Origin of the sequence: Devosia sp. LjRoot3 (assembly GCF_964252865.1) — a bacterium.
Classification (GTDB): Bacteria; Pseudomonadota; Alphaproteobacteria; order Rhizobiales; family Devosiaceae; genus Devosia.
In genome coordinates, this window is the sequence record NZ_CAXUPK020000001.1 from 557,206 (window position 1) to 576,114 (window position 18,909).

Below are 18,909 nucleotides of genomic sequence, written 5' to 3' on the forward strand. Positions count from 1 at the left end.
GATGCCAATACTGTGCCGATCACAGGTGCATTCTGTCAACTCGATTTCGTGCAACACTCGAAATTTGTCAATTTTGCTGTTTCATATCAATGAGTTAAATCAATTCCACTACCATACAAGACTCGGTACTGCCTTTTGACTTTGCCCATCGGCAGGCTAGATTGTCCCAATTCATCGCCGTGTCATTCCCGCGAAAGCGGGAACCCTTGTTTGTGAGGCAAGGGACGATAACGGACCGGCATCAGGAGACGGACCTATGAGCTTTCGCGCCCTTGTTACGCAAAAGGCCGAGGATGGCAGCGTCAGCAACGCGATCGAAACGCTGGACGATTCCCGCCTGCCCGCAGGCAATGTCACGGTCGACGTGGACTGGGCCGATCTGAACTACAAGGATGGCCTGTGCCTGACAGGGCAGGGCGGTCTCGTCCGCACCTTTCCTCACGTCGCCGGCATCGATTTTGCCGGAACGGTCCGCGATAGCTCCGATGGCCGTTACCGGGCTGGCGATCCCGTCGTGCTCACTGGTTGGCGCGTCGGCGAAACCCATTGGGGCGGCTTTTCCGAACGCGCCCGCGTCAATGGCGATTGGCTCGTGCCCCTGCCAAAGGGCCTCACCACGCGCGATGCCATGATCGTCGGTACCGCCGGCCTCACGGCCATGCTCGCCATCACCCGCCTGGAATCCGAAGGCCTTACGCCATCCGCCGGCGAAGTCCTTGTCACGGGTGCCTCAGGCGGGGTCGGCTCCATCGCCATTTCGCTCTTGGCCCGCCTCGGCTACACCGCCGTCGCCCTTTCCGGCCGCCCCGAAAACAGTGCCGCGCTCACCGCCCTCGGCGCCGCCCGCATTCTCGACCGTGCCGAGTTCCTGGCCGATGCCGACAAGCCACTCGAACCCGCCCGCTGGGCCGGCGTCGTCGATTGCGTCGGCGGCAACGTCCTCGGCAAAGTGCTGAAACAGGTCAAATATGGCGGCTCCGTCGCCGCCCTGGGTAACACGGCGGGCGTGGGGCTTTCCACCAACGTCCTGCCCTTCCTCCTGCGCGGAGTGAACCTGCTCGGCATCGACAGCGTTATGCAGCCCTATGAAAAGCGCATTGCCGCCTGGCAGCGCGTCGCCGAGCTTTTCGACATCCGCGCCTATGGTGCGCTGGTGGAAGAAGTCGACCTTGAGGCTCTTCCCGAAGCCGCCAACCGCATCCTCAAGGGCGAAGTGCGGGGCAGGGTGCTGGTGAACCCAAGCCGGTAGTCCCTCCGCGTTCTAACTGAAATAGGCGTGGGGGATCGCCTATCCACGGTTGTCACCCGGCCTTCGCCGGTCCGTCCCGTTCCAAAGCTGAAACGGAGTTGAACATCCCGTTGACCACTGGGCTTTTGCCCATATAGCTTCCGCCCTCATGGTCACACTCAAGGAAATCGCAGCGGCAGTCGGCGTTTCAAGCGCCACGGTTTCGCGCGTGCTCAATTACGACACGACGCTGTCGATCTCCAACCGCAAGCGCCAGGCCATCATCGAGACGGCCGAAAAGCTCAATTATGCGACGCCGCGCAATCGCAATCGCGCCAATGTCCAGGGTCTCACCAAGCTCGCCCTCGTGCATTTCCTGCGCCCCGAACAGGAGCTGGTCGATCCCTATTACGTCGCCCTGCGCCTCGGCATCGAAAGCCGCTGCGCTGCCCTCAAGATCGAAACAGTAAAAGTTTACCACACCGACGCCAAGCCCGATGCCGGCATGCTGCAAAGCGCCTCCGGGGTCATTGCCATCGGCAGGCACGATGAAGACGAGATCGAGTGGCTCCAGCGTCATGCCCGCCAATTGGTTTTTGCCGACCATGCCCCGCCTGACGACCAGATCGATAGCGTTCAGGCCGATCTCCGTCTCGCCATGGAAAAGCTGCTGCAATCCCTGGCAAATCTCGGCTACCGCCGCATTGCCTATATCGGCTGGGGCGATCGCCGCGCCCAGGCCTTCGTGCAGTGGATGACCAAGGCTGGCTGGTTCGATGACCGCATGTTCCGTTCGGGCGACAATACCGAGCAGGGCGGCTATCGCCTGACCAAGGAAATCTTTAGCGAAAAGCGCCCGCCCGACGCCATCATCACCTTCAACGATTCCATGGCCATCGGCGCCTATCGCGCCATTCACGAAATGGGCCTCTCCATCCCCAACGATATCGGTGTGGCGAGTTTCAACGACATTTCCGTCGCTCAATTCCTCAATCCGCCGCTCACAACCGTGCATCTTCCGGCGGAAGAAATCGGCGAAGGGGCGGTGGAATTGCTGCTCGAACGCGTCGGCGGTCGGGAACTTGCCAAGCAGATCACGCTGGCATCGAAACTGGTCTGGCGTGGCAGTACCCGCCAACCCCTTGAAAAATAACGCAGTAAAAATTTACTGAAATTATTGCGTAGCGCGATTTATGCGGCTACTGTCTTGCCTATGGGTGTGGAGGAAACACCCACTAGGGAGGATTTGCAATGACCCGTTTGTCCACGGGCTGGAAGCGTGCGGCTGCTGTCGCGCTTGCCAGCGTAAGCATGTTCAGTGTTACCGCCGCTTCGGCGCTCGAAATCACCGTCTGGTGCTGGGATCCCAACTTCAATGGCGCCACCATGAAGGAAGCGGCCGAGCGCTATGCTGCTCTGCACCCCGACGTGACCGTCAATATCGTCGACTTCGCCAAGGCTGATCTTGAAACCAAGCTCCAGGCCCAGCTCGCTTCCGGCACCACCGATGGTCTGCCCGATATCGTGCTGATCGAAGACTACGGCGCCCAGAAGTATCTGCAGTCGTTCCCCGGCGCCTTCGAGCCGCTCAATGACAAGGTCGATTACTCGGGCTTCGCACCCTACAAGGTCGAACTCGCCACCGTGAACGGCCAGACCTATTCGCTGCCCTTCGACTCCGGCGTCACCGGCTACTTCTACCGCTCCGATCTTCTCGCCGAAGCCGGCTTCGATGCCGCCGCGCTTGAAAACATCACCTGGGACAAGCTGATCGAGATCGGCAAGGCCGTGAAGGAAAAGACCGGCGGCACCCTGCTTCCGATCGATCCGAACGATGCCGGCTGGCTCCGCATCATGATGCAGTCGGCAGGCTCCTGGTACTTCAATCCCGATGGCAGCGTGCACATCGCTGACAATCCGGTCCTGAAGGCCTCCATCGAGACCTACCAGCGTCTCCTCGCTGCCGGCATTTCCAAGCCCGTCGCTGGCTGGACCGAATATACCGGTTCGTTCACCTCGGGTGACACCCTCTCGACCTTCACCGGCGTGTGGATGACCGGCACGATCAAGGCCAATGCCGATCAGTCCGGCAAGTGGGCCATCGCGCCGCTCCCGGCCCTCGATGGCGTCGAAGGCGCCACCAATGCCTCCAACCTCGGCGGCTCGAGCTGGTACGTTCTCTCCTCCTCCGCCGAAAAGGCCGAAGCCGTTGATTTCCTCGCCGAAATCTGGGGCAAGGACGTCGATTTCTACCAGAAGATCCTCGTCAACCAGGGCGCTCTCGGCTCGCTCCTCGCTGCCCGCGAAGGCGAAGCCTACAAGGCCAGCGACGAATTCTTCGGCGGGGCACCCGTCTGGCAGAACTTCTCCGATTGGCTGAGCGCCATCCCGGCTGTGAACTACGGCATCTTCACCAACGAAGCTGATGCTGCCGTTGTTGCCCAGATCCCGAACATCACTTCGGGCGGCAATATCGACGAGATCATCGCTGCCATCGACTCTCAGGTCCGCCAGCAGGTCCAGTAAGGTTCTTCGTAAGGGGCGGCCCGCGCCGCCCCTTACTCTCCAACTCGCCGCGTCATTTCCCGGCGAGTTCGAGCGTCCCGCTTTTGCGGGAATGACACCGTGACAGGTCGAAGCAGCCCTATTTGGCGACAATAACGGAGAATAGCGTGGCGCAATCGGGTCTCGCGCGTAACGAGCATTTGAGCGGCTGGCTTTTTGTCATGCCCGCCCTGGTCCTGCTCGGCCTCTTCATGATCTATCCGATCCTCTGGTCGCTCTGGATGAGCTTTCAGGTCGGCCGCGGCATGGCCTTCAGCTTCGGTGGCTTCACCAATATCATGCGCCTGACGCAGGACCCGGTGTTCCTGCGCGCGCTCACCAATACGCTGACCTTCCTCGCCATCCAGGTCCCGATCATGCTGGTCCTGGCGCTGCTTTTTGCCAACGCGCTCAACGACAGCAAACTCTGGGGCAGGGGCCTCTTCCGCACAGCCATCTTCCTGCCCTGCGTCACCTCGCTCGTCGCCTATTCCGTCGTCTTCCGCTCCATGTTCGCCCAGGACGGCGTGATCAATCAGTTCCTGATGTTCGCCCACATCATCGCCAGCCCCATTCCCTGGATGGCGGATCCCTTCTGGTCGAAAGTCGTGATCATCAGCGCCATCACCTGGCGCTGGACCGGCTACAACATGATCTTCTATCTCGCCGCCATGCAGAACATCGACCGCTCGATCTACGAAGCGGCCAAGATCGACGGCGTCCCGGCCTGGGCCCGCTTCTGGTACATCACCGTACCCATGCTCAAGCCGGTGATCCTCTTCACCACGGTCATCTCGACCATCGGCACGCTGCAGCTCTTCGATGAGCCCAACCTGATCCCCTCGACCCCCGGCGCCCCCTCGGATTCGACGCTCACCCTGTCGCTCTACATCTACAACCTGAGCTTCAAGTTCATGCCCAGCTTCGGCTACGCGGCGACCGTCAGCTACGTCATCGTCGTCATGGTTGGCATCCTGACCCTGATCCAGTTCCTGGCCGCAAGAGAGCGCCGCACATGAGCAACCCTCTCGCCCTTCTCGGCCGCGTCGCCACCTATACGCTGCTGGTCATCGCCGCCTTCGTTTCGGTATTTCCCTTCCTCTGGATGCTCATCGGCGCGACCAACTATTCCGCCGATATCATCAAGGGCAAGGTCACCCCCGGCACGGCCCTGCTGCAGAACATTTCGGTGTTCTTCAATTCCGTCGATATGCCGCGGATTCTGTTCAATTCGTTCTTCATCGCCGGCGTCGGCACGGCGCTGACGCTGCTGATCTCTTCGCTTGCCGGCTATGGCTTCGAGATGTTCCGCAGCAAGTTCCGCGAAAAGGTCTTCGGCGGGCTTCTGCTGATGCTCTCCATCCCCTTTGCCGCCCTGATGATCCCGCTTTTCATCATGATGGCCAACTTCAAGATGATTAATACCTATCAGGCGATCATCCTGCCCACGGTCGCCTCGATCTTCATCATCTTCTACTTCCGCCAGGCAACGAAGGCCTTCCCCCATGAGCTGCGCGATGCTGCCCGCATCGATGGCCTCAAGGAGTGGCAGATCTTCCTCTATGTCTACATGCCGGTGATGCGCTCGACCTATGCGGCCGCCACCATCATCGTCTTCATGGCCAATTGGAACAATTACCTCTGGCCGCTCATCGTCCTGCAGACCAATGAGATGAAGACGCTCACCCTCGTCGTGGCTGGTCTCACCTCCGCCTATACGCCCGATTTCGGCGTCGTCATGGTCGGGGCGATTTTTGCGACCCTTCCCACCCTTGTCATTTTCTTCCTGCTCCAGCGCCGCTTCGTCGAAGGCATGCTGGGCGCCGTTAAGTAGAACCCCTATGCGACCTCTGATCGATTTCAATTCCGGCTGGCTCTTCGAAGGCAAGGACACCGTCCGTCTGCCCCACAATGCGGTGGACCTGCCCTTCTCCTACTTCGACGAAAAAGCCTATCAGCGCGAATTCACCTACGAAAAGCGGTTCGCTGCCGATCCGTCGTGGCAGGGCCAGGAAGTCTCGGTCGTCTTCGATGGCGCCATGGCCAATTCCCGCGTCTATCTCAACGGCACGGAAATCGCCGCCCATAAGGACGGCTACACCCCCTTCGAGGGCCGCCTCACCGGCCTTCTCAAATCCGGCGAAAACGTCCTCAAAGTCGTCATCGACGGCAGCGAAAATCCGGCCATCCCGCCCTTCGGCGGTCAGATCGATTACCTCACCTATGCCGGCCTCTACCGCGAAGCCTGGCTGCGCGTGACCTCCAACATCTCTGTCGGCAATGCCAAGGTCGAAACGCCCAGCGTATTGGCCGACAAGAAATCCGTCCGCGCCCGCATTGAGCTATCCAACCCGCAAAACCTGCCGCTCTCCGGCACCCTGGTCGCAACCCTCAAGGACGCTTCCGGCAAAGAGATTGCCACCACCGACGCCGCCATCTCCGGCGCCTCGGTCGACGTCGCCTTCAAGGACCTGACCGGCATCACCCTCTGGGACATCAAGACCCCGGCGCTCTACACGCTTGAGGTCACTTCAGACACATCAGCCGGCCAGGACACTGCCAACTTCCGCTTCGGCTTCCGCAGCGCCGAATTCACCACCGAGGGTTTCAAGCTCAACGGCAAGCTGCTGAAACTGCGCGGCCTCAACCGCCACCAGTCCTTCCCCTATTCCGGCTATGCGCTGGGCAAGTCGGCCCAGGTGCAGGACGCAGAAATCCTCAAGCGCCAGCTGCACCTCAATATGGTGCGCACCTCGCACTATCCGCAGAGCCACTATTTCCTCGACCGCTGCGACGAACTTGGCCTGCTCGTGTTCGAAGAAATCCCCGGCTGGCAGCATATCGGCCCGCTTGAGTGGCAGGACGAGTCTGTTGAAAACGTCCGCCGCATGATCACCCGCGATTGGAACCACCCTTCCATCGTCATCTGGGGCGTCCGCATCAACGAAAGCCAGGACAGCCACGACTTCTACGTCCGCACCAACAAGCTGGCCCGCGAACTCGACAGCACCCGCCCGACCGGCGGCGTCCGCTACATCACCGATAGCGAGCTGCTCGAAGACGTCTACACCATGAACGACTTCATCCTCGGCAACGAGGAATGGGGCGGCAATCGCCCGCGCACCCCGCTGCGCCCGCAGCAGGAGGTCACCGGTCTCGACCGCGTCGTGCCCTATATGATCACCGAATATGGGGGGCACATGTACCCCACCAAGAGTTTTGATCAGGAGCAGCGCCAGGCCGAGCACGTTCGCCGCCACCTCGAGGTGATGAACGCCGCCTATGGCGATCCGCAGATCGCCGGCTGCATCGGCTGGTGCGCCTTCGACTACAATACCCACAAGGACTTTGGCTCGGGCGACCGCCTCTGCCACCATGGCGTCATGGACATGTTCCGTGAGCCAAAATTTGCCGCCTTCGCCTATGCCAGCCAGTGCGAGCCCGAGGAAGAAGTCATCCTCAAACCCGTCACCTTCTGGGCGCGCGGCGAGCGCAATATCGGCGGCGTGCTGCCGCTTATGATCCTCACCAATTGCGACGAGGTCGAACTGACCTATGGCAACAACGCGCCCAAGCGCTTCCGCCCCGATCGCGAAGCCTTCCCGCATCTCCCCCACGCGCCTGTCGTCATCAAGCGTGAGCACCTGACCGACGAGGAACTCGGTCTCTGGGGCATGTCCTGGGAAGACGCGGTTATCACCGGCTACATCAATGGCCAGGTGGTAAAGACGGTAAAGTTCATCTCCGACCCGATCGCCACCGAACTCCAGGTCACCCCTGACCACACCGAACTCGGTGCGGAAGGCGATACGGTGCGCGTCATCATCCGTGCGCTCGATCAGTCGGGCAAGAAGCTGCCCTTCTTCCCCGAACCCGTTTCTATCGAAGTGTCGGGCGCCGCCGAGCGTCTCGGCCCCGGCCTCGTGCCGCTGCGGGCTGGTTCCACCGGCTTCTGGCTGCGCACGACCGGCAAGGGCCCGGTTACCGTTACCGTCACCAATGAGCGGCTCGGCCGCACCGTCACCACTCTCACCGCCGTCTGAGGATTACCAATGTCCGGTCTAAAACTCCGAAATGTGAAGAAGTCCTTTGGCGCGGTGGATGTCATCAAGGGCGTCGATCTCGACATCGAAGACAAGCAGTTCGTGGTTTTTGTCGGACCCTCCGGCTGCGGTAAGTCCACTCTCCTGCGCATGATCGCCGGTCTCGAACAGATCTCCTCGGGTGATCTGTTCATCGGCGACAAGCGCATGAACGAGGTCGATCCCGCCCATCGCGGCATCGCCATGGTGTTCCAGTCCTACGCGCTCTATCCGCATATGACTGTCCGCGAAAACATGGGCTTTGCCCTCAAATTCGCGGGCCGTCCCAAGGAAGAGATCGCCAAGCGCGTCGACGAGGCCGCCCGCATTCTCGAACTCGGAAAACTGCTCGACCGCCGGCCGGGCCAGCTCTCGGGCGGCCAGCGCCAGCGCGTTGCCATCGGCCGCGCCATCGTGCGCCACCCCGATGTGTTCCTCTTCGACGAACCGCTTTCCAACCTCGATGCGGAACTGCGCGTCCACATGCGCATCGAAATCGCGCGGCTCCACAAGGAACTCAACACCACCATCATCTACGTCACCCATGATCAGGTCGAAGCCATGACCCTGGCTGACAAGATCGTGGTGCTGCGCGATGGCATCATCGAACAGGCCGGTTCCCCCCTCGAGCTTTATGATGATCCGGACAATCTCTTCGTCGCCGGCTTCATCGGCTCGCCAAAAATGAACCTTCTCGCCGGCATCGCCGAAGCCGGCGGCATCCGCCTCGCCGATTTCCCCAACGACCTGATCCCATCCCCCGTCGCCGTTCCGGCCGGCACCGCCGTCACCGTCGGCATCCGCCCCGAACACTTCGACCCCACCGGCACCGCCGCCCTCGACACCTCAGTCGAAATCATCGAGCACCTCGGCGGGGAAACCTACGCATACGCCCGCGGCGCCGGTTCCAACCTCCTCACCATCGCCACCGACAACAATCGTACCCTCAAGACCGGCGACCGCTACCAGGCCAGATTCAACCCCGCCTCGCTGCTCGTCTTCGGCAAGGACGGCAAGCGCCTGCGCTGATACCTCGCCCCACGCACGGTCAACCCCGTTTTCTCACTCCATCGTCATTGCCGGGCTTGTCCCGGCAATCCATCTCACCTCCGCATGGACCACCGGGACAAGCCCGGTGGTGACGATCGTCGAAAGCGAAGGGGCATTTCCAAAGCCAAAGCATGTGGCCGTCCCAAGAACTGTGACCCCTCGGCCATCGTCTCCCTCCCCCTTGTGGGGAGGGATCAAGGGTGGGGGTGCGACGCACCCAAGTTAACGGCATCGCTTTGGACGCGCGCTGTCCCCAGCTCCAACCGTGTCATTCACGCGAAAGCGGGAATCCCTGCTTGTCCTGGGGCGCGTACTTCACCTGCCACCCCACCGTCATTGCCGGGCTTGTCCCGGCAATCCATCTCGCCTCCGCATGGACCACCGGGACAAGCCCGGTGGTGACGATCGTCGAGAGCGAAGAAGCATTCCAAAGCCAAAGCATGTGGCCGTCCCAAGAACTGTGACCCCTCGGCCATCGGCTCCCTCCCCCTTGTGGGGAGGGATCAAGGGTGGGGGGCGCATAGGCAAGCGCTGCTGACCCAATTCCCACCGTGTCATCCCCGCGAAAGCGGGGACCTCAGTTTCCAAACCGGCGTCAGTAATGACATCACCGGGGTGAGCAAAGCACAGGCCCTTGCCGTAAACGCCTCCCGTGATGCCGCCGCCTCTTCCACCGGAGCCATCCAACCCACCCACCCGACCCACCCACCCGACCATCTCCTCCCCCTCCAACGGCCGATGCCCCTTGCATCCCACCCCTCCCTCCATTAATATGACCAAACAAATCATATTAAAGACGGGCGGCTCCAGCCATTGCCCGGAGCCGCCATGCACGAAAATGCCGACACCGCCGCCGATCGCGACAACGGAGACATTCTCCATCAGCGCGTCCTGACGCTTTTTTGCGAAGCGCTGGAAGTGAACCAGTCCCAGCCCATGGATGTGCTCGAACATCTCGCGACGGCCCTCGGAAAGGTCTACCGCGAAGTCGCCGACTCCCACCTGCCCCCGCGCAACTGCGTCTGCGGCTGGGAGCCCGCTGAATATTCCGATGTCCACGCCCTGCAATTCGCCCTGGCCCGCGCGGCCCTTTCGCGCGACGCGTCCTCGCTCGCTTTGTCCCCCGTCATCGGCCACGCCTGAGCATGTCCCACACTCGACCCTATCGCATTTTCAACGCCGCCCTTGCGCGTTCCGAAGACGTCACCCCGCACCTGCGCCGCATCACCTTCGCCGGCCCGGAAATCCGCGAAATGACCACCTGGGCCCCCGACCAACGCATCAAGATTTTCTTCCCCACCGACGACGGCCGCGTGCCCGACATGCCGGACGCCGAAGACTGGTACGCGACCTACAAATCCGTCCCCGTAGCCGAGCGCGTCCCCATGCGCACCTACACCATCCGCAACCTGCGGGCTGATCAGGCCGAAGTGGACGTGGAATTTGTCCTTCACGGCGAAAACGGTCCCGCCTCGCGCTGGGCCACCCACGCCAGGCCGGGCGACAGGGTGCAAATCTCCGCCCCCAATCGCCGCTCCGAAAAGATTGGCGGCGGTTTCGAATGGAAGCCGCCTGCCGACCCGCGCCATGTCCTCCTCATGGCCGACGAAACCGCCGTTCCCGCCCTGGCCGGCATCCTCGAAGAACTCGCCGCGCGCAAAAGCCCGCCACCCTGCGAAGTCTTCGCCGAAGTCGCCGACCGCGCCGACGCTCTGGCCCTGCCCACTTGGCCCGGCCTCAACATCAACTGGCTCATCCGCCACGAACAGGGCGACCCGCGTCCCGGCGACCTTCTCGTCTCCGCCGTCGACCGCGCCAAACTCCCCGCCGCCAATGCCGAGCAGACCACGGTCGAGCTCGAAACCATCGACATCGACAAGAACGTTCCCTGGGAACTGGCCAAGGCCACCGAAGGCGCCTTCTACGCCTGGATCGCCGGCGAGTCCGAAGCCATCATGTCCATCCGTCGCCTTCTCATTAGGGAACGCGGCATCGACCGGAGCCTCCTCAATCTCATGGGCTACTGGCGCTTCGGCAAAGTCTACGAATAGGCCAAAGCTACCGTTGCCAGCGCGCGAAGTTTTTCTTTCGCGCCCCGGAGCGGGCAAAGTCCTATTCTGCGCGCCGCTACACTGGAGAATCGCGCGTGACTGAAACAGCGAATGCCGAACGGGTGATCGACATCCGCACCTTCTGGCAAGCGGTCGGCCTCCGTGCCGTCGGCACCGCCATCGTCACCGCCGAAGCCAAGGACGGTCCCCGTGGCTTCCTCGCTCTCTCCGCCACCCACCTCTGCGCCGAACCGCCCATGATGATGGTCTCGGTCGACAAGAAGACTTCGGCCCTGCAGACCATGCTCGATAGCAACCACTTCGCCATCAACTACCTCTCGACCGCTCAGGCAGATCTCGCCGGTCCCTTCGGCGGCAAGGGCGATCTCAAGGGCGCCGATCGTTTCAGCCTCGGCTCCTGGACCACGCTCGCGTCCGGCGCTCCGGTCTTGGAGGGCGCGGCCGGCGTCATCGATTGCCGTATCGAGGAAGTCATCGAACGCTTCGGTACGGCCATCATCATCGGCCGGGTTTTGGACTTCACCTCGACCCCGGACACCACTCCACTCGTCTCCTACAGGGGGAAGACACTCTAGAGTCACCAATTCAGCTCAAAACGGCACTCACTGCTAACAGTCTGCTAGCTGATTGGGCCCCTAAAGGGCCGATCGGGCATAGAGCCTCTTGTTAAGAAGATTGATCGACTTTATCTACCAACTGCGCGAAATTTTCGCGCGGCTTGAAGGATGGTCGGTTCGCTATGCTCACCAACAAGGGCAAATATGGTTTGAAGGCTCTGGGCCACCTCTCCGGCGTAAAACCCGGCGATCTGGCCATGGTCGGCGACATCGCCGCGACCAACAACATCCCGAAAAAGTTCCTCGACGCCATCCTATCCGAGCTGCGCAATGCCGGCTTCGTCTACTCTCGCAAAGGCAAGTATGGCGGCTACTATCTTGCTCGCCCGCCTGAAGAAATCATGATCGGCCACGTCGTCCGCGTGCTCGACGGCCCGCTCGCGCCGATCCCCTGCGCCAGCAAAACCCGCTACCAGCCCTGCGCCGATTGCGACATCGAAACCTGCCGCGTCCGCAAGCTGATGTTCAACGTCCGCAACGCCATCGCCGAGGTTCTCGACAATACCAGCCTCGCCGACATGCAGGCCGCCGGCGGCATCGATAGCATCAGCAACGACCTCGTCGCCTAACCCAGCTTAAAGCCGAGCTTCCGCAGCACGACCGTCAACCGCTCCCGCCCATTGAGCGCCGGCGTCGTCGCAGCGCGCCGCGTCACCAGTTCCGTCCAGTCGACCAGCGGCATGCTCTGCTCACTCTGAAACGATTTTAGCGTTTCATTATAAGCAGTTAGGTCTTTCTGCCGCGCCGCCTCACCATAGCGCTCATAGTGTAAGACCGAGCTCTGCGGCAGCCGCGGTTTCACCTCGGACTCGCGCTCCACATCGGGATAGCCCACCGTCAACCCGAACACCGCCATTGTTTCAGGCGGCAGGCCAAGCTCATTCGCCACAGCCTCGGGATTGTTCCGAATCCCCCCGATATAACAAGAGCCTAGCCCCAGCGAATTGGCCGCCACCACGGCATTCTGCGCCGCCAGCGCCGCATCGATCGCCGCCACCAGAAAACTCTCGAGATAGTCGAGACCATCCCCTGCCGCGCCATTCTGCGTGGCGATGGTACGAGCCCGCGCCAAGTCCGCCACCCAGATCAAAAACAGCGGTGCTTCATCGATATGCTTGTTCGATCCAGCCAGTTGCGACAGCCGCGCCTTGCGCGCCGGATCCTGTACCGCCACCACGCTCCAGGCCTGCAGATTGGACGAGGTCGGCGCAGATTGCGCAGCCGCCACAAGGGTTTCGATGAGACCCGCCGGCAATTGGTCCGGCAAATAGGCCCGCGCTGTCTTGTGGTCCAGCAAGATATCAAGCGTGCCCGACCACGGCCCGCGTGGCAGCGGCGCAAGCTCTCCATAGCGCCGACGGAGTTTCAGTGCGCGCGTCTCAAGGGTTTCAACGCCTTCTTCCGCCAGCGACATCTCTATCTCCTTAGTGCAGCTTGGGAAAACCGTGGCGCTCGGCGAGCAGCGCCAGGATGCGCGACGTGTCGTTGACGAAGTAATTTCCGTTCGCCTCCCGTGCATCCGCTGGCGGGTTCTCGCCGAAAACCAGCACCGGAAGCCCCTGATTTTCCTCACCGATCAGCTCGATCACCGGCTGGCGCGGCCGCGGGAAGGGCAGGCGGGTCACTTCCACCTTCTCGGCCAGCGCCGGAAAGCTCGCCAAGAGCCCCTCGACCTGATTGCAATAGGGGCAAACGAATGGCCCGTCGTCGCGCTTGGGATCGTCAAAACCCGGAGCGATGAGAAAGATCTTGTCCTTGGTCGTCATGTTTTTGGCTTTCGAAACGCAGCTTATGCAGGGTAGGGCAGGCCATAACGATCCCTGATCGTTTTGCCTTCATATTCAGTGGGATAGGCGCCACGATCCTGCAGGATCGGCACGACCTTTTCGACGAATTCCTCGATGTCATCCGGCGCCCGCGGCGGCTGGTAGGTATAGCCATCTACAGTCCCGTCGGCCCAAAGGTCGATGATTTGATCGGCCACCTCTTCCGCCGTACCAAGCACCAGCCGATGATATCCTTCCGATCGTCGCACCGCCTCGCGCGCAGTCAGTTTCTCATGGGTCAACAGGTCAGAAAGCCCGAGCCCCATACCAACTGCCTGCAGCCGGTTCGGATCAGGAATAAAACTTTCTCCGTCCAGAACCACATCCGGATCGAAAGTATCGGGATCAAGCCCATTTTCCTTGATGAAGCGCTTGATGAGCCCATCTTCCGAGCCCGCGCCGCTGAAGAGTTCATGCTTGCGCAGGGCCTCCTCACGCGTCTCGCCGACAATGGCGACAAGACCCGGAACGATGCGGATTTCCGAGGTGTCGCGGCCAACTTCCTTAGCCCGATCAAAGACTTTCTTGCGGAAAGCCTGGCCTGCCGGACGCGAGAGAATGTTGCAATAGATGATCTCGCCGTGCCGCGCCGCAAGGTCGATGCCGCCTTCCGACGCCCCGGCTTGTGCTATCACCGGATGCCCCTGCGGGCCACGCGGCACATTGAGCGGACCCTTCACCGAAAAATGGTCGCCGACATGGTCGATGGCCTGAGCCTGGCTCGCGTCCCAGAACCGCTCAGGCGGCACTTCACCCGCACGGCGCGGGTCCCAGCTCGCCCAGAGTTTCTTGGCGACGTCGAGGAACTCCCGCGCCTTGGCATAGCGCACATCGCGCGGCGGCAACGGCTCGCTGCCGAAATTGGCGGCAACCGCCGGATTGAACGAGGAGACGATGTTGATGATCAGCCGGCCAGCGGAAATGATATCGGTCGACTGCGTCCGCCGCGCCAGATTGTAGGGCGAATTATAGGTCGACGACATGGTCGCGACAAAGCCGATATCAGGCACCTGCGCCGCCAGCGCCGTCACCAGGATCAGCGGGTCGATTGTGTGGAACGGCCGGCTGTTCGGGTCCGTCATCAGCGCCGGATGGTCCGAAAAGAAGACAGAGTCAAAGAGTCCGCGATGGGCAAGCTGAGTAAGCCTCAGATAGTAGGCGGGATCGGTTATCTCCTCGCGCGTCCCCGTGCGATATTTCCAGCCTGCGCCAAGATATCCGGTCGTGTTGATGCCGACATTGAGATTGAGCCGGCGCTTGTAAGTGGTCATGTCAAATTCCCAAGCAAGTCGGCTTAATAGGCCGCCGTGAAGCGGCGACGCACGTAGCGGCCCTGCTCCAGCTCATCGAGAATGGCCACCGCGAAATCGGCCTCAGAAATGCGGCTATTGCCTTCCGCGTCGCGCAGGAGCTGGTCCTCGCCGAGACGGAACTTCCCGGTGCGTTCGCCGGCTTTGATCTCGAGCGGCGGCGAGACATAGGTCCAGTCGAGATCATATTCGCCACGCTTGAGGGCGCGCACGATCTCGCGGTTGCGCAGCGTATGGGCCTTGTGGTTAGCGGGGTAAAAGTCGCTGTCGACCACATCAACTCCAGGGCTGGCTTCAAGGCTGCCGACCCCACCCACGAGGATGATCCGCTTTACCCCGCCCAACTTGACGCCCTCGAAGAGCGATTCATGAGCGCGGCGGATGAGTTCGACTGCCTCGTCGGCCGAGTATTTCCGCAGACCCGGGCTATAGGCTGAAATCACTGCATCATGGCCAAAGACGATTTTCGCCACGGCCTCGGTATCGGCCAGATCAGCCGTCAGCGCGGTGAGGTTCGGCGCCGCCTCGAGCGGGCTAGAGTTGGTGACGGCGGTGACGCGAAGACCGCGCGACAGGGCTTCCTTGCGAATATTGCCGCCGATATTGCCGGAGGCGCCGAAGACGACGATGGACATGGAATGGGGCTTTCTATGGTTCTACTCGGCGGCAACGCCCTTGAGGGCGCGGCCGGCGGCGACATTGTTCTGCATGGCGGTGAGCGAGGAGCGCACGGCCTCATAGCCATGCTCGCGCATGGCGTTTTCGTAGTCGTTGAGCGCGGTGAGTATGGGCTTGCCCCGCTGGCGCGCGGCCACAAGCTGCGGCACGAGCAGGCCCGTGTCGTAGAGCGCGGTATTGCCGCCCAGCGCGCGGAAATAGGTCATGGCGTGGATGGAATCGCCCAGAAGCGTCACCGGGCCGGTTTGCCAGACTGCGCCCGGCTGCGATGAGCGAACCTTGAGGAGCGCGACGGTCGACGGATCGGTGTGGCGAATGAGCTTGAGAATGCGCTCGTCCCAATGGCTGATCTTTGCCAGCAACACCTCTAGGAGCTCGGCACCACCGAGGGTTTCGAGCACATCGTCCGGCGCAAGCTCGCCGACCTCATAGGCCGTGTTCCACCAGACGTAGCTGGTCGTGTTGTTGAAGTGAAAACCGGCAATATCTTTATGGGTGGGATCATTCGCACCGATGACGCCGTGGCGGTCGAAGGCCGAGGGATCAACGCGATGACTGGTGGTCATCAGGTTATGGCCCTCGGTGGGGCGGACATTGGCATTGGTGTCGAGCAAGACGGATTCGATGCCATTCGCGGCAGCGGCATCGAGCGTCATCTTGCCGGCAAGCCGGCGCACACCCGTGTCTATGCTCTTGAGATCAGGCAGCAATTGCCGCCGCACGGCCGAGCCCGCACCGTCAGCGCCGACGAGGATATTGGAACGCACCCGCGACCCGTCGGCAAAATGCGACAGCACCGTGCCTTCTGGCTCAATCTCGTAGCGTAGGAACTGCTTGCCGGTCTGGACAACACCTTCCAGGCCCGACAGCAGGATTTGCCGGAGGGTGATGCGGCTCACCGATTTTTCGACATGGGTGTCCTCAACGCCGCGACCCCAGGCGCTGCTGTCCACTTGGTTGAAATTCTCGTCGAGCGCGGTGTTTTCGGTCGGCGCGCGGCCAAGCGTCGCGAGGAAAGCCTCGAAAAGATGCGCCGGCAGATTGGCCTCCAGCGCATCGAGGCCGCGTTGCCGCAGGCGCAGGCGAAACCCCTGCACATAGTCGGCGCGCACGGTATCGCGCTCGAACACGGCCGCCTCGATGCCGTTCTTCTTGAGGCCCTGGGCAAGCGCCAGCCCGCCCGGACCGCCCCCGATAATGGCGATGTCGACAAAGGGAGTGGTCATGCAGCCTCGCTGCGCCGGGCGGCGTCGAGTGCGCGTGGATCAATCCAGGCAGTGACGTCGAAGTCGGCGGGAATGAAACCCCATTCGAGGAGGAAATCCTTGAAATGGGAGAGGGCGTCGATCTGCTCGTCTTCGAGCGTCAGTTTCAGGTGCCGGTGGACATTCGGGCCATTGGCGGCCCAGATCGCCTCTTCGGCGACGCCGATTTCCCGGGCGATGAATCGCACCGTATCCTCGGGATGCGCCTCGGCCCAGGCGCCGACGCGATCGACTGTCGCCACCAGTTCAGCCACGAGATCGGGCCGCTCATCGGCGAATTTCGCATCGACCGTCAGCGGGCGCGGCGTGCCATTGTTGATGCGAATGCGGGCATCCGGGTGGAAGCCGAATTCGGAAACAATGGTCGCACCAATCTGATTGGCCAGCACCAGCCCTTCGGCACCCTTGACGAAGAAGGCGTCGATTTCGCCGCGAGCGAGAGCCAACAATTCCTCGCCATAGGGATAGCGGCGCTTGAGGCCGAGGAAGGCCGCATTGCCGATTTCTAGCAGAGCCGGTTCGCGCGCATCGAGATAGACGATCTCGACATCCCCAGCGGTCAGCCCTTCGAGCGAAAGCGCCGAAACGATACCCTTGAGCGCCGTGGCGCGCTGGAAGTCTACGATCCCACCGGCCTGCCGCGGCACGCCAACCTTGCGACCCTTCAGGTCCTTGGCGGACTTGATGCCGGTTGCGGGGAGGGAGATGACCGCCTGGAATTCATCGGTCGTGGTAATGCCGACGATGCGGGTTTCCCGTCCGCCCGAACGCGCCCAGATCGGCGGGATATTGCCGCCCTGGCGGAAGGACCAATCAAGCGCATGCGTAAAGTGGCTCTGGCGAACGGCCGGGTCCTTGCTGTCGCGGATCGAGGCCACTTTGACGCTCTGGGCGCCAAACGCGTCGTCTACCCAGCCAAGCTGGGCGGCAATGGAGAGCGGGGTCGGGGCAGGGCAGCGCGTGTACCAGACGGATTTGGGTTCCTGGCTCATCTCTGTTTCCTCAGGCGCTGGCAACGAGGCGCGGACGCGTCGGGGTGCGCACGGCGACCGGCTCCACCGGCTCGTCCTTGCGGGCCGCGTAGCGGGCGAAGGCGCCCTTGGCCAAAATGGTGCGGATCATGTTGTTCTGCGGCGCATGGGCTTTGCCCGAGATCGCGTCGCGATGGTGCCGCTCCAGCGGATGATCGCGGCTGATGCCGGGATTGCCGCCAAGATCGAGGGCCAGCGTCGTCGCCAGAATGGCATTCTCGATGACCACATGTTTGGTCGCCGCCGAGTCTGATCCGAAGGGCCGGCCGGCGTCGAAATCTTCAGCAATTGTGCGCAACAGGCGCCGATTGGTCGCGAGCCGCACTTCAATCTGGCCGACGCCATCCTGAATGCGTGGCACGGTCGAGAGCGGCGCGCCGAGGCTCGCGGGGGCGCGGGTGCTGGTGAAATCAACCAGCCAATCGCGCGCCGCGCGCGCGGCGCCGTCATAGATCGATGGGACCAGGGTAAAATACCAGGCGCCAAGCCGCTCATCGCGCTTTAGGCCTTCGGTGGCCGGGGCGATGTCGAGCACATCGTCGACATCGATGGCGACGTCGTCGAGGATCAGGTCATGGCTATTGGTGGCGCGCATGCCCGTGGCATTCCAGGTCTTTTCGACCCGAATACCGTCGGCATCGGTCGGCACGAGAAATGAGCCGAGGCGCGGTTCCGGCTCGTCGGTGACGGCGAGCACTGACACCCATTTGAGGAGCGGAATACCGGTCGCATAGGTCTTGTGGCCGGTGATGCGCCACTGATTGCCCATCTTGCGCGCAACCGTTTCCGGCAGGCTGCCATGCGAGGGAGAACCGACGCGCGGCTCGACCTGTGCGGCATTGAGCAGCGCCACGCCTTCGCGATTGGCCTTGGTGACGCGCTCGATGAGATGCGCGGGCCACTTGCCCGAGGCGCGGATGCCATAATGCTGGCTATAGTGCATCGCCAGCACCAGAGCGGTGGATGGCTCGCCCTGAGCCACGGCTGAAACGACGGCGAGTGCTTCGCTGAGGCCGCCGCCAAGTCCGCCATGTTCGGTTGCCGTCACGAGGCCGAGCAGGCCCGCCTCGTAGAGGGCGTCGAAATTGGCGAAGGGAAACTCGCCAGTCTCGTCATAGTGCCCAGCGGTGAGGGCAAAGCGTCGGCCGAGATGCTCGGCCTTGGCGATATAGGGGGTGAAATCGGTGGTCATGTCAGTCCTCGGAA

At 62.0% G+C, this 18,909-nt stretch carries 18 protein-coding genes; 11 read left to right on the forward strand and 7 right to left on the reverse strand.

Annotation, left to right across the window (positions count from 1 at the left end):
- The first annotated feature begins 256 nt into the window (after positions 1 to 256).
- From ACSQ2A_RS02735 to ACSQ2A_RS02785, 11 genes are all read left to right on the forward strand, one after another.
- The gene (locus tag ACSQ2A_RS02735) at positions 257 to 1,249 is read left to right on the forward strand and encodes an oxidoreductase (RefSeq protein ID WP_436070979.1); all 993 of its coding nucleotides are present in this window, start codon (positions 257 to 259) and stop codon (positions 1,247 to 1,249) included.
- Between the two features lie 148 nt (positions 1,250 to 1,397).
- On the forward strand, positions 1,398 to 2,381 hold the full coding sequence (locus ACSQ2A_RS02740) for a LacI family DNA-binding transcriptional regulator (RefSeq protein WP_295411106.1): 984 nt from the start codon (positions 1,398 to 1,400) through the stop codon (positions 2,379 to 2,381).
- A 98-nt stretch (positions 2,382 to 2,479) separates the two neighbouring features.
- A complete protein-coding gene (locus tag ACSQ2A_RS02745; RefSeq protein WP_295411108.1) occupies positions 2,480 to 3,754 on the forward strand; it encodes an ABC transporter substrate-binding protein in 1,275 nt (424 codons plus the stop codon).
- Between the two features lie 200 nt (positions 3,755 to 3,954).
- Positions 3,955 to 4,791: a carbohydrate ABC transporter permease gene (locus ACSQ2A_RS02750; RefSeq protein WP_295411382.1), complete on the forward strand. Its 837-nt coding sequence runs from the start codon at positions 3,955 to 3,957 to the stop codon at positions 4,789 to 4,791.
- Positions 4,788 to 5,606, forward strand: a complete 819-nt coding sequence (locus ACSQ2A_RS02755; protein WP_436070980.1) for a carbohydrate ABC transporter permease — start codon at positions 4,788 to 4,790, stop codon at positions 5,604 to 5,606. The genes ACSQ2A_RS02750 and ACSQ2A_RS02755 overlap by 4 nt, the downstream gene beginning before the upstream one ends.
- Before the next feature lie 7 nt (positions 5,607 to 5,613).
- Positions 5,614 to 7,815, forward strand: a complete 2,202-nt coding sequence (locus tag ACSQ2A_RS02760; protein ID WP_436070981.1) for a glycoside hydrolase family 2 protein — start codon at positions 5,614 to 5,616, stop codon at positions 7,813 to 7,815.
- A 9-nt stretch (positions 7,816 to 7,824) separates the two neighbouring features.
- Entirely contained in the window at positions 7,825 to 8,883 is a 1,059-nt protein-coding gene (locus ACSQ2A_RS02765; protein ID WP_436070982.1) for an ABC transporter ATP-binding protein, read from the forward strand.
- 849 nt (positions 8,884 to 9,732) lie between these two features.
- Positions 9,733 to 10,047 (forward strand): hypothetical protein, encoded by a 315-nt coding sequence (locus ACSQ2A_RS02770; protein WP_436070983.1) that lies wholly within the window; start codon positions 9,733 to 9,735, stop codon positions 10,045 to 10,047.
- A gap of 2 nt (positions 10,048 to 10,049) precedes the next feature.
- Positions 10,050 to 10,955, forward strand: coding sequence for a siderophore-interacting protein (locus ACSQ2A_RS02775; RefSeq protein WP_436070984.1), 906 nt, complete (start codon positions 10,050 to 10,052; stop codon positions 10,953 to 10,955).
- A gap of 95 nt (positions 10,956 to 11,050) precedes the next feature.
- Entirely contained in the window at positions 11,051 to 11,551 is a 501-nt protein-coding gene (locus tag ACSQ2A_RS02780) for a flavin reductase family protein (protein WP_436070985.1), read from the forward strand.
- A 164-nt stretch (positions 11,552 to 11,715) separates the two neighbouring features.
- The gene (locus ACSQ2A_RS02785) at positions 11,716 to 12,162 is read left to right on the forward strand and encodes an RrF2 family transcriptional regulator (RefSeq protein WP_436070986.1); all 447 of its coding nucleotides are present in this window, start codon (positions 11,716 to 11,718) and stop codon (positions 12,160 to 12,162) included.
- On the opposite strand, the gene ACSQ2A_RS02790 is transcribed toward ACSQ2A_RS02785, so the two are convergent.
- The 7 genes from ACSQ2A_RS02790 to ACSQ2A_RS02820 are packed head-to-tail and all read right to left on the reverse strand — an operon-like array spanning position 12,159 to position 18,895.
- Positions 12,159 to 13,007: an NADPH-dependent oxidoreductase gene (locus ACSQ2A_RS02790; protein WP_436070987.1), complete on the reverse strand. Its 849-nt coding sequence runs from the start codon at positions 13,005 to 13,007 to the stop codon at positions 12,159 to 12,161. The genes ACSQ2A_RS02785 and ACSQ2A_RS02790 overlap by 4 nt on opposite strands.
- A 10-nt stretch (positions 13,008 to 13,017) precedes the next feature.
- On the reverse strand, positions 13,018 to 13,359 hold the full coding sequence (locus tag ACSQ2A_RS02795) for a DUF3088 domain-containing protein (protein WP_436070988.1): 342 nt from the start codon (positions 13,357 to 13,359) through the stop codon (positions 13,018 to 13,020).
- 23 nt (positions 13,360 to 13,382) lie between these two features.
- Positions 13,383 to 14,690, reverse strand: a complete 1,308-nt coding sequence (locus tag ACSQ2A_RS02800; protein ID WP_436070989.1) for an NtaA/DmoA family FMN-dependent monooxygenase — start codon at positions 14,688 to 14,690, stop codon at positions 13,383 to 13,385.
- Positions 14,691 to 14,713: 23 nt separating this feature from the next.
- On the reverse strand, positions 14,714 to 15,364 hold the full coding sequence (locus tag ACSQ2A_RS02805) for an NAD(P)-dependent oxidoreductase (protein WP_436070990.1): 651 nt from the start codon (positions 15,362 to 15,364) through the stop codon (positions 14,714 to 14,716).
- 21 nt (positions 15,365 to 15,385) lie between these two features.
- On the reverse strand, positions 15,386 to 16,633 hold the full coding sequence (locus tag ACSQ2A_RS02810; RefSeq protein ID WP_436070991.1) for an FAD-dependent oxidoreductase: 1,248 nt from the start codon (positions 16,631 to 16,633) through the stop codon (positions 15,386 to 15,388).
- Positions 16,630 to 17,664: an ABC transporter substrate-binding protein gene (locus ACSQ2A_RS02815; protein WP_436070992.1), complete on the reverse strand. Its 1,035-nt coding sequence runs from the start codon at positions 17,662 to 17,664 to the stop codon at positions 16,630 to 16,632. The genes ACSQ2A_RS02810 and ACSQ2A_RS02815 overlap by 4 nt, the downstream gene beginning before the upstream one ends.
- A 10-nt stretch (positions 17,665 to 17,674) precedes the next feature.
- Positions 17,675 to 18,895, reverse strand: a complete 1,221-nt coding sequence (locus ACSQ2A_RS02820; RefSeq protein ID WP_436070993.1) for an acyl-CoA dehydrogenase family protein — start codon at positions 18,893 to 18,895, stop codon at positions 17,675 to 17,677.
- Positions 18,896 to 18,909 lie beyond the last annotated feature (14 nt).

Bases quoted from the DNA above. Each gene is read 5' to 3' on its own strand.
- ACSQ2A_RS02735 (WP_436070979.1), top strand. From the start codon at position 257: ATGAGCTTTCGCGCCCTTGTTACGCAAAAGGCCGAGGATGGCAGCGTC.
- ACSQ2A_RS02740 (WP_295411106.1), top strand. From the start codon at position 1,398: ATGGTCACACTCAAGGAAATCGCAGCGGCAGTCGGCGTTTCAAGCGCC.
- ACSQ2A_RS02745 (WP_295411108.1), top strand. From the start codon at position 2,480: ATGACCCGTTTGTCCACGGGCTGGAAGCGTGCGGCTGCTGTCGCGCTT.
- ACSQ2A_RS02750 (WP_295411382.1), top strand. From the start codon at position 3,955: ATGCCCGCCCTGGTCCTGCTCGGCCTCTTCATGATCTATCCGATCCTC.
- ACSQ2A_RS02755 (WP_436070980.1), top strand. From the start codon at position 4,788: ATGAGCAACCCTCTCGCCCTTCTCGGCCGCGTCGCCACCTATACGCTG.
- ACSQ2A_RS02760 (WP_436070981.1), top strand. From the start codon at position 5,614: ATGCGACCTCTGATCGATTTCAATTCCGGCTGGCTCTTCGAAGGCAAG.
- ACSQ2A_RS02765 (WP_436070982.1), top strand. From the start codon at position 7,825: ATGTCCGGTCTAAAACTCCGAAATGTGAAGAAGTCCTTTGGCGCGGTG.
- ACSQ2A_RS02770 (WP_436070983.1), top strand. From the start codon at position 9,733: ATGCACGAAAATGCCGACACCGCCGCCGATCGCGACAACGGAGACATT.
- ACSQ2A_RS02775 (WP_436070984.1), top strand. From the start codon at position 10,050: ATGTCCCACACTCGACCCTATCGCATTTTCAACGCCGCCCTTGCGCGT.
- ACSQ2A_RS02785 (WP_436070986.1), top strand. From the start codon at position 11,716: ATGCTCACCAACAAGGGCAAATATGGTTTGAAGGCTCTGGGCCACCTC.
- ACSQ2A_RS02790 (WP_436070987.1), bottom strand. From the start codon at position 13,007: ATGTCGCTGGCGGAAGAAGGCGTTGAAACCCTTGAGACGCGCGCACTG.
- ACSQ2A_RS02795 (WP_436070988.1), bottom strand. From the start codon at position 13,359: ATGACGACCAAGGACAAGATCTTTCTCATCGCTCCGGGTTTTGACGAT.
- ACSQ2A_RS02800 (WP_436070989.1), bottom strand. From the start codon at position 14,690: ATGACCACTTACAAGCGCCGGCTCAATCTCAATGTCGGCATCAACACG.
- ACSQ2A_RS02805 (WP_436070990.1), bottom strand. From the start codon at position 15,364: ATGTCCATCGTCGTCTTCGGCGCCTCCGGCAATATCGGCGGCAATATT.
- ACSQ2A_RS02810 (WP_436070991.1), bottom strand. From the start codon at position 16,633: ATGACCACTCCCTTTGTCGACATCGCCATTATCGGGGGCGGTCCGGGC.
- ACSQ2A_RS02815 (WP_436070992.1), bottom strand. From the start codon at position 17,664: ATGAGCCAGGAACCCAAATCCGTCTGGTACACGCGCTGCCCTGCCCCG.
- ACSQ2A_RS02820 (WP_436070993.1), bottom strand. From the start codon at position 18,895: ATGACCACCGATTTCACCCCCTATATCGCCAAGGCCGAGCATCTCGGC.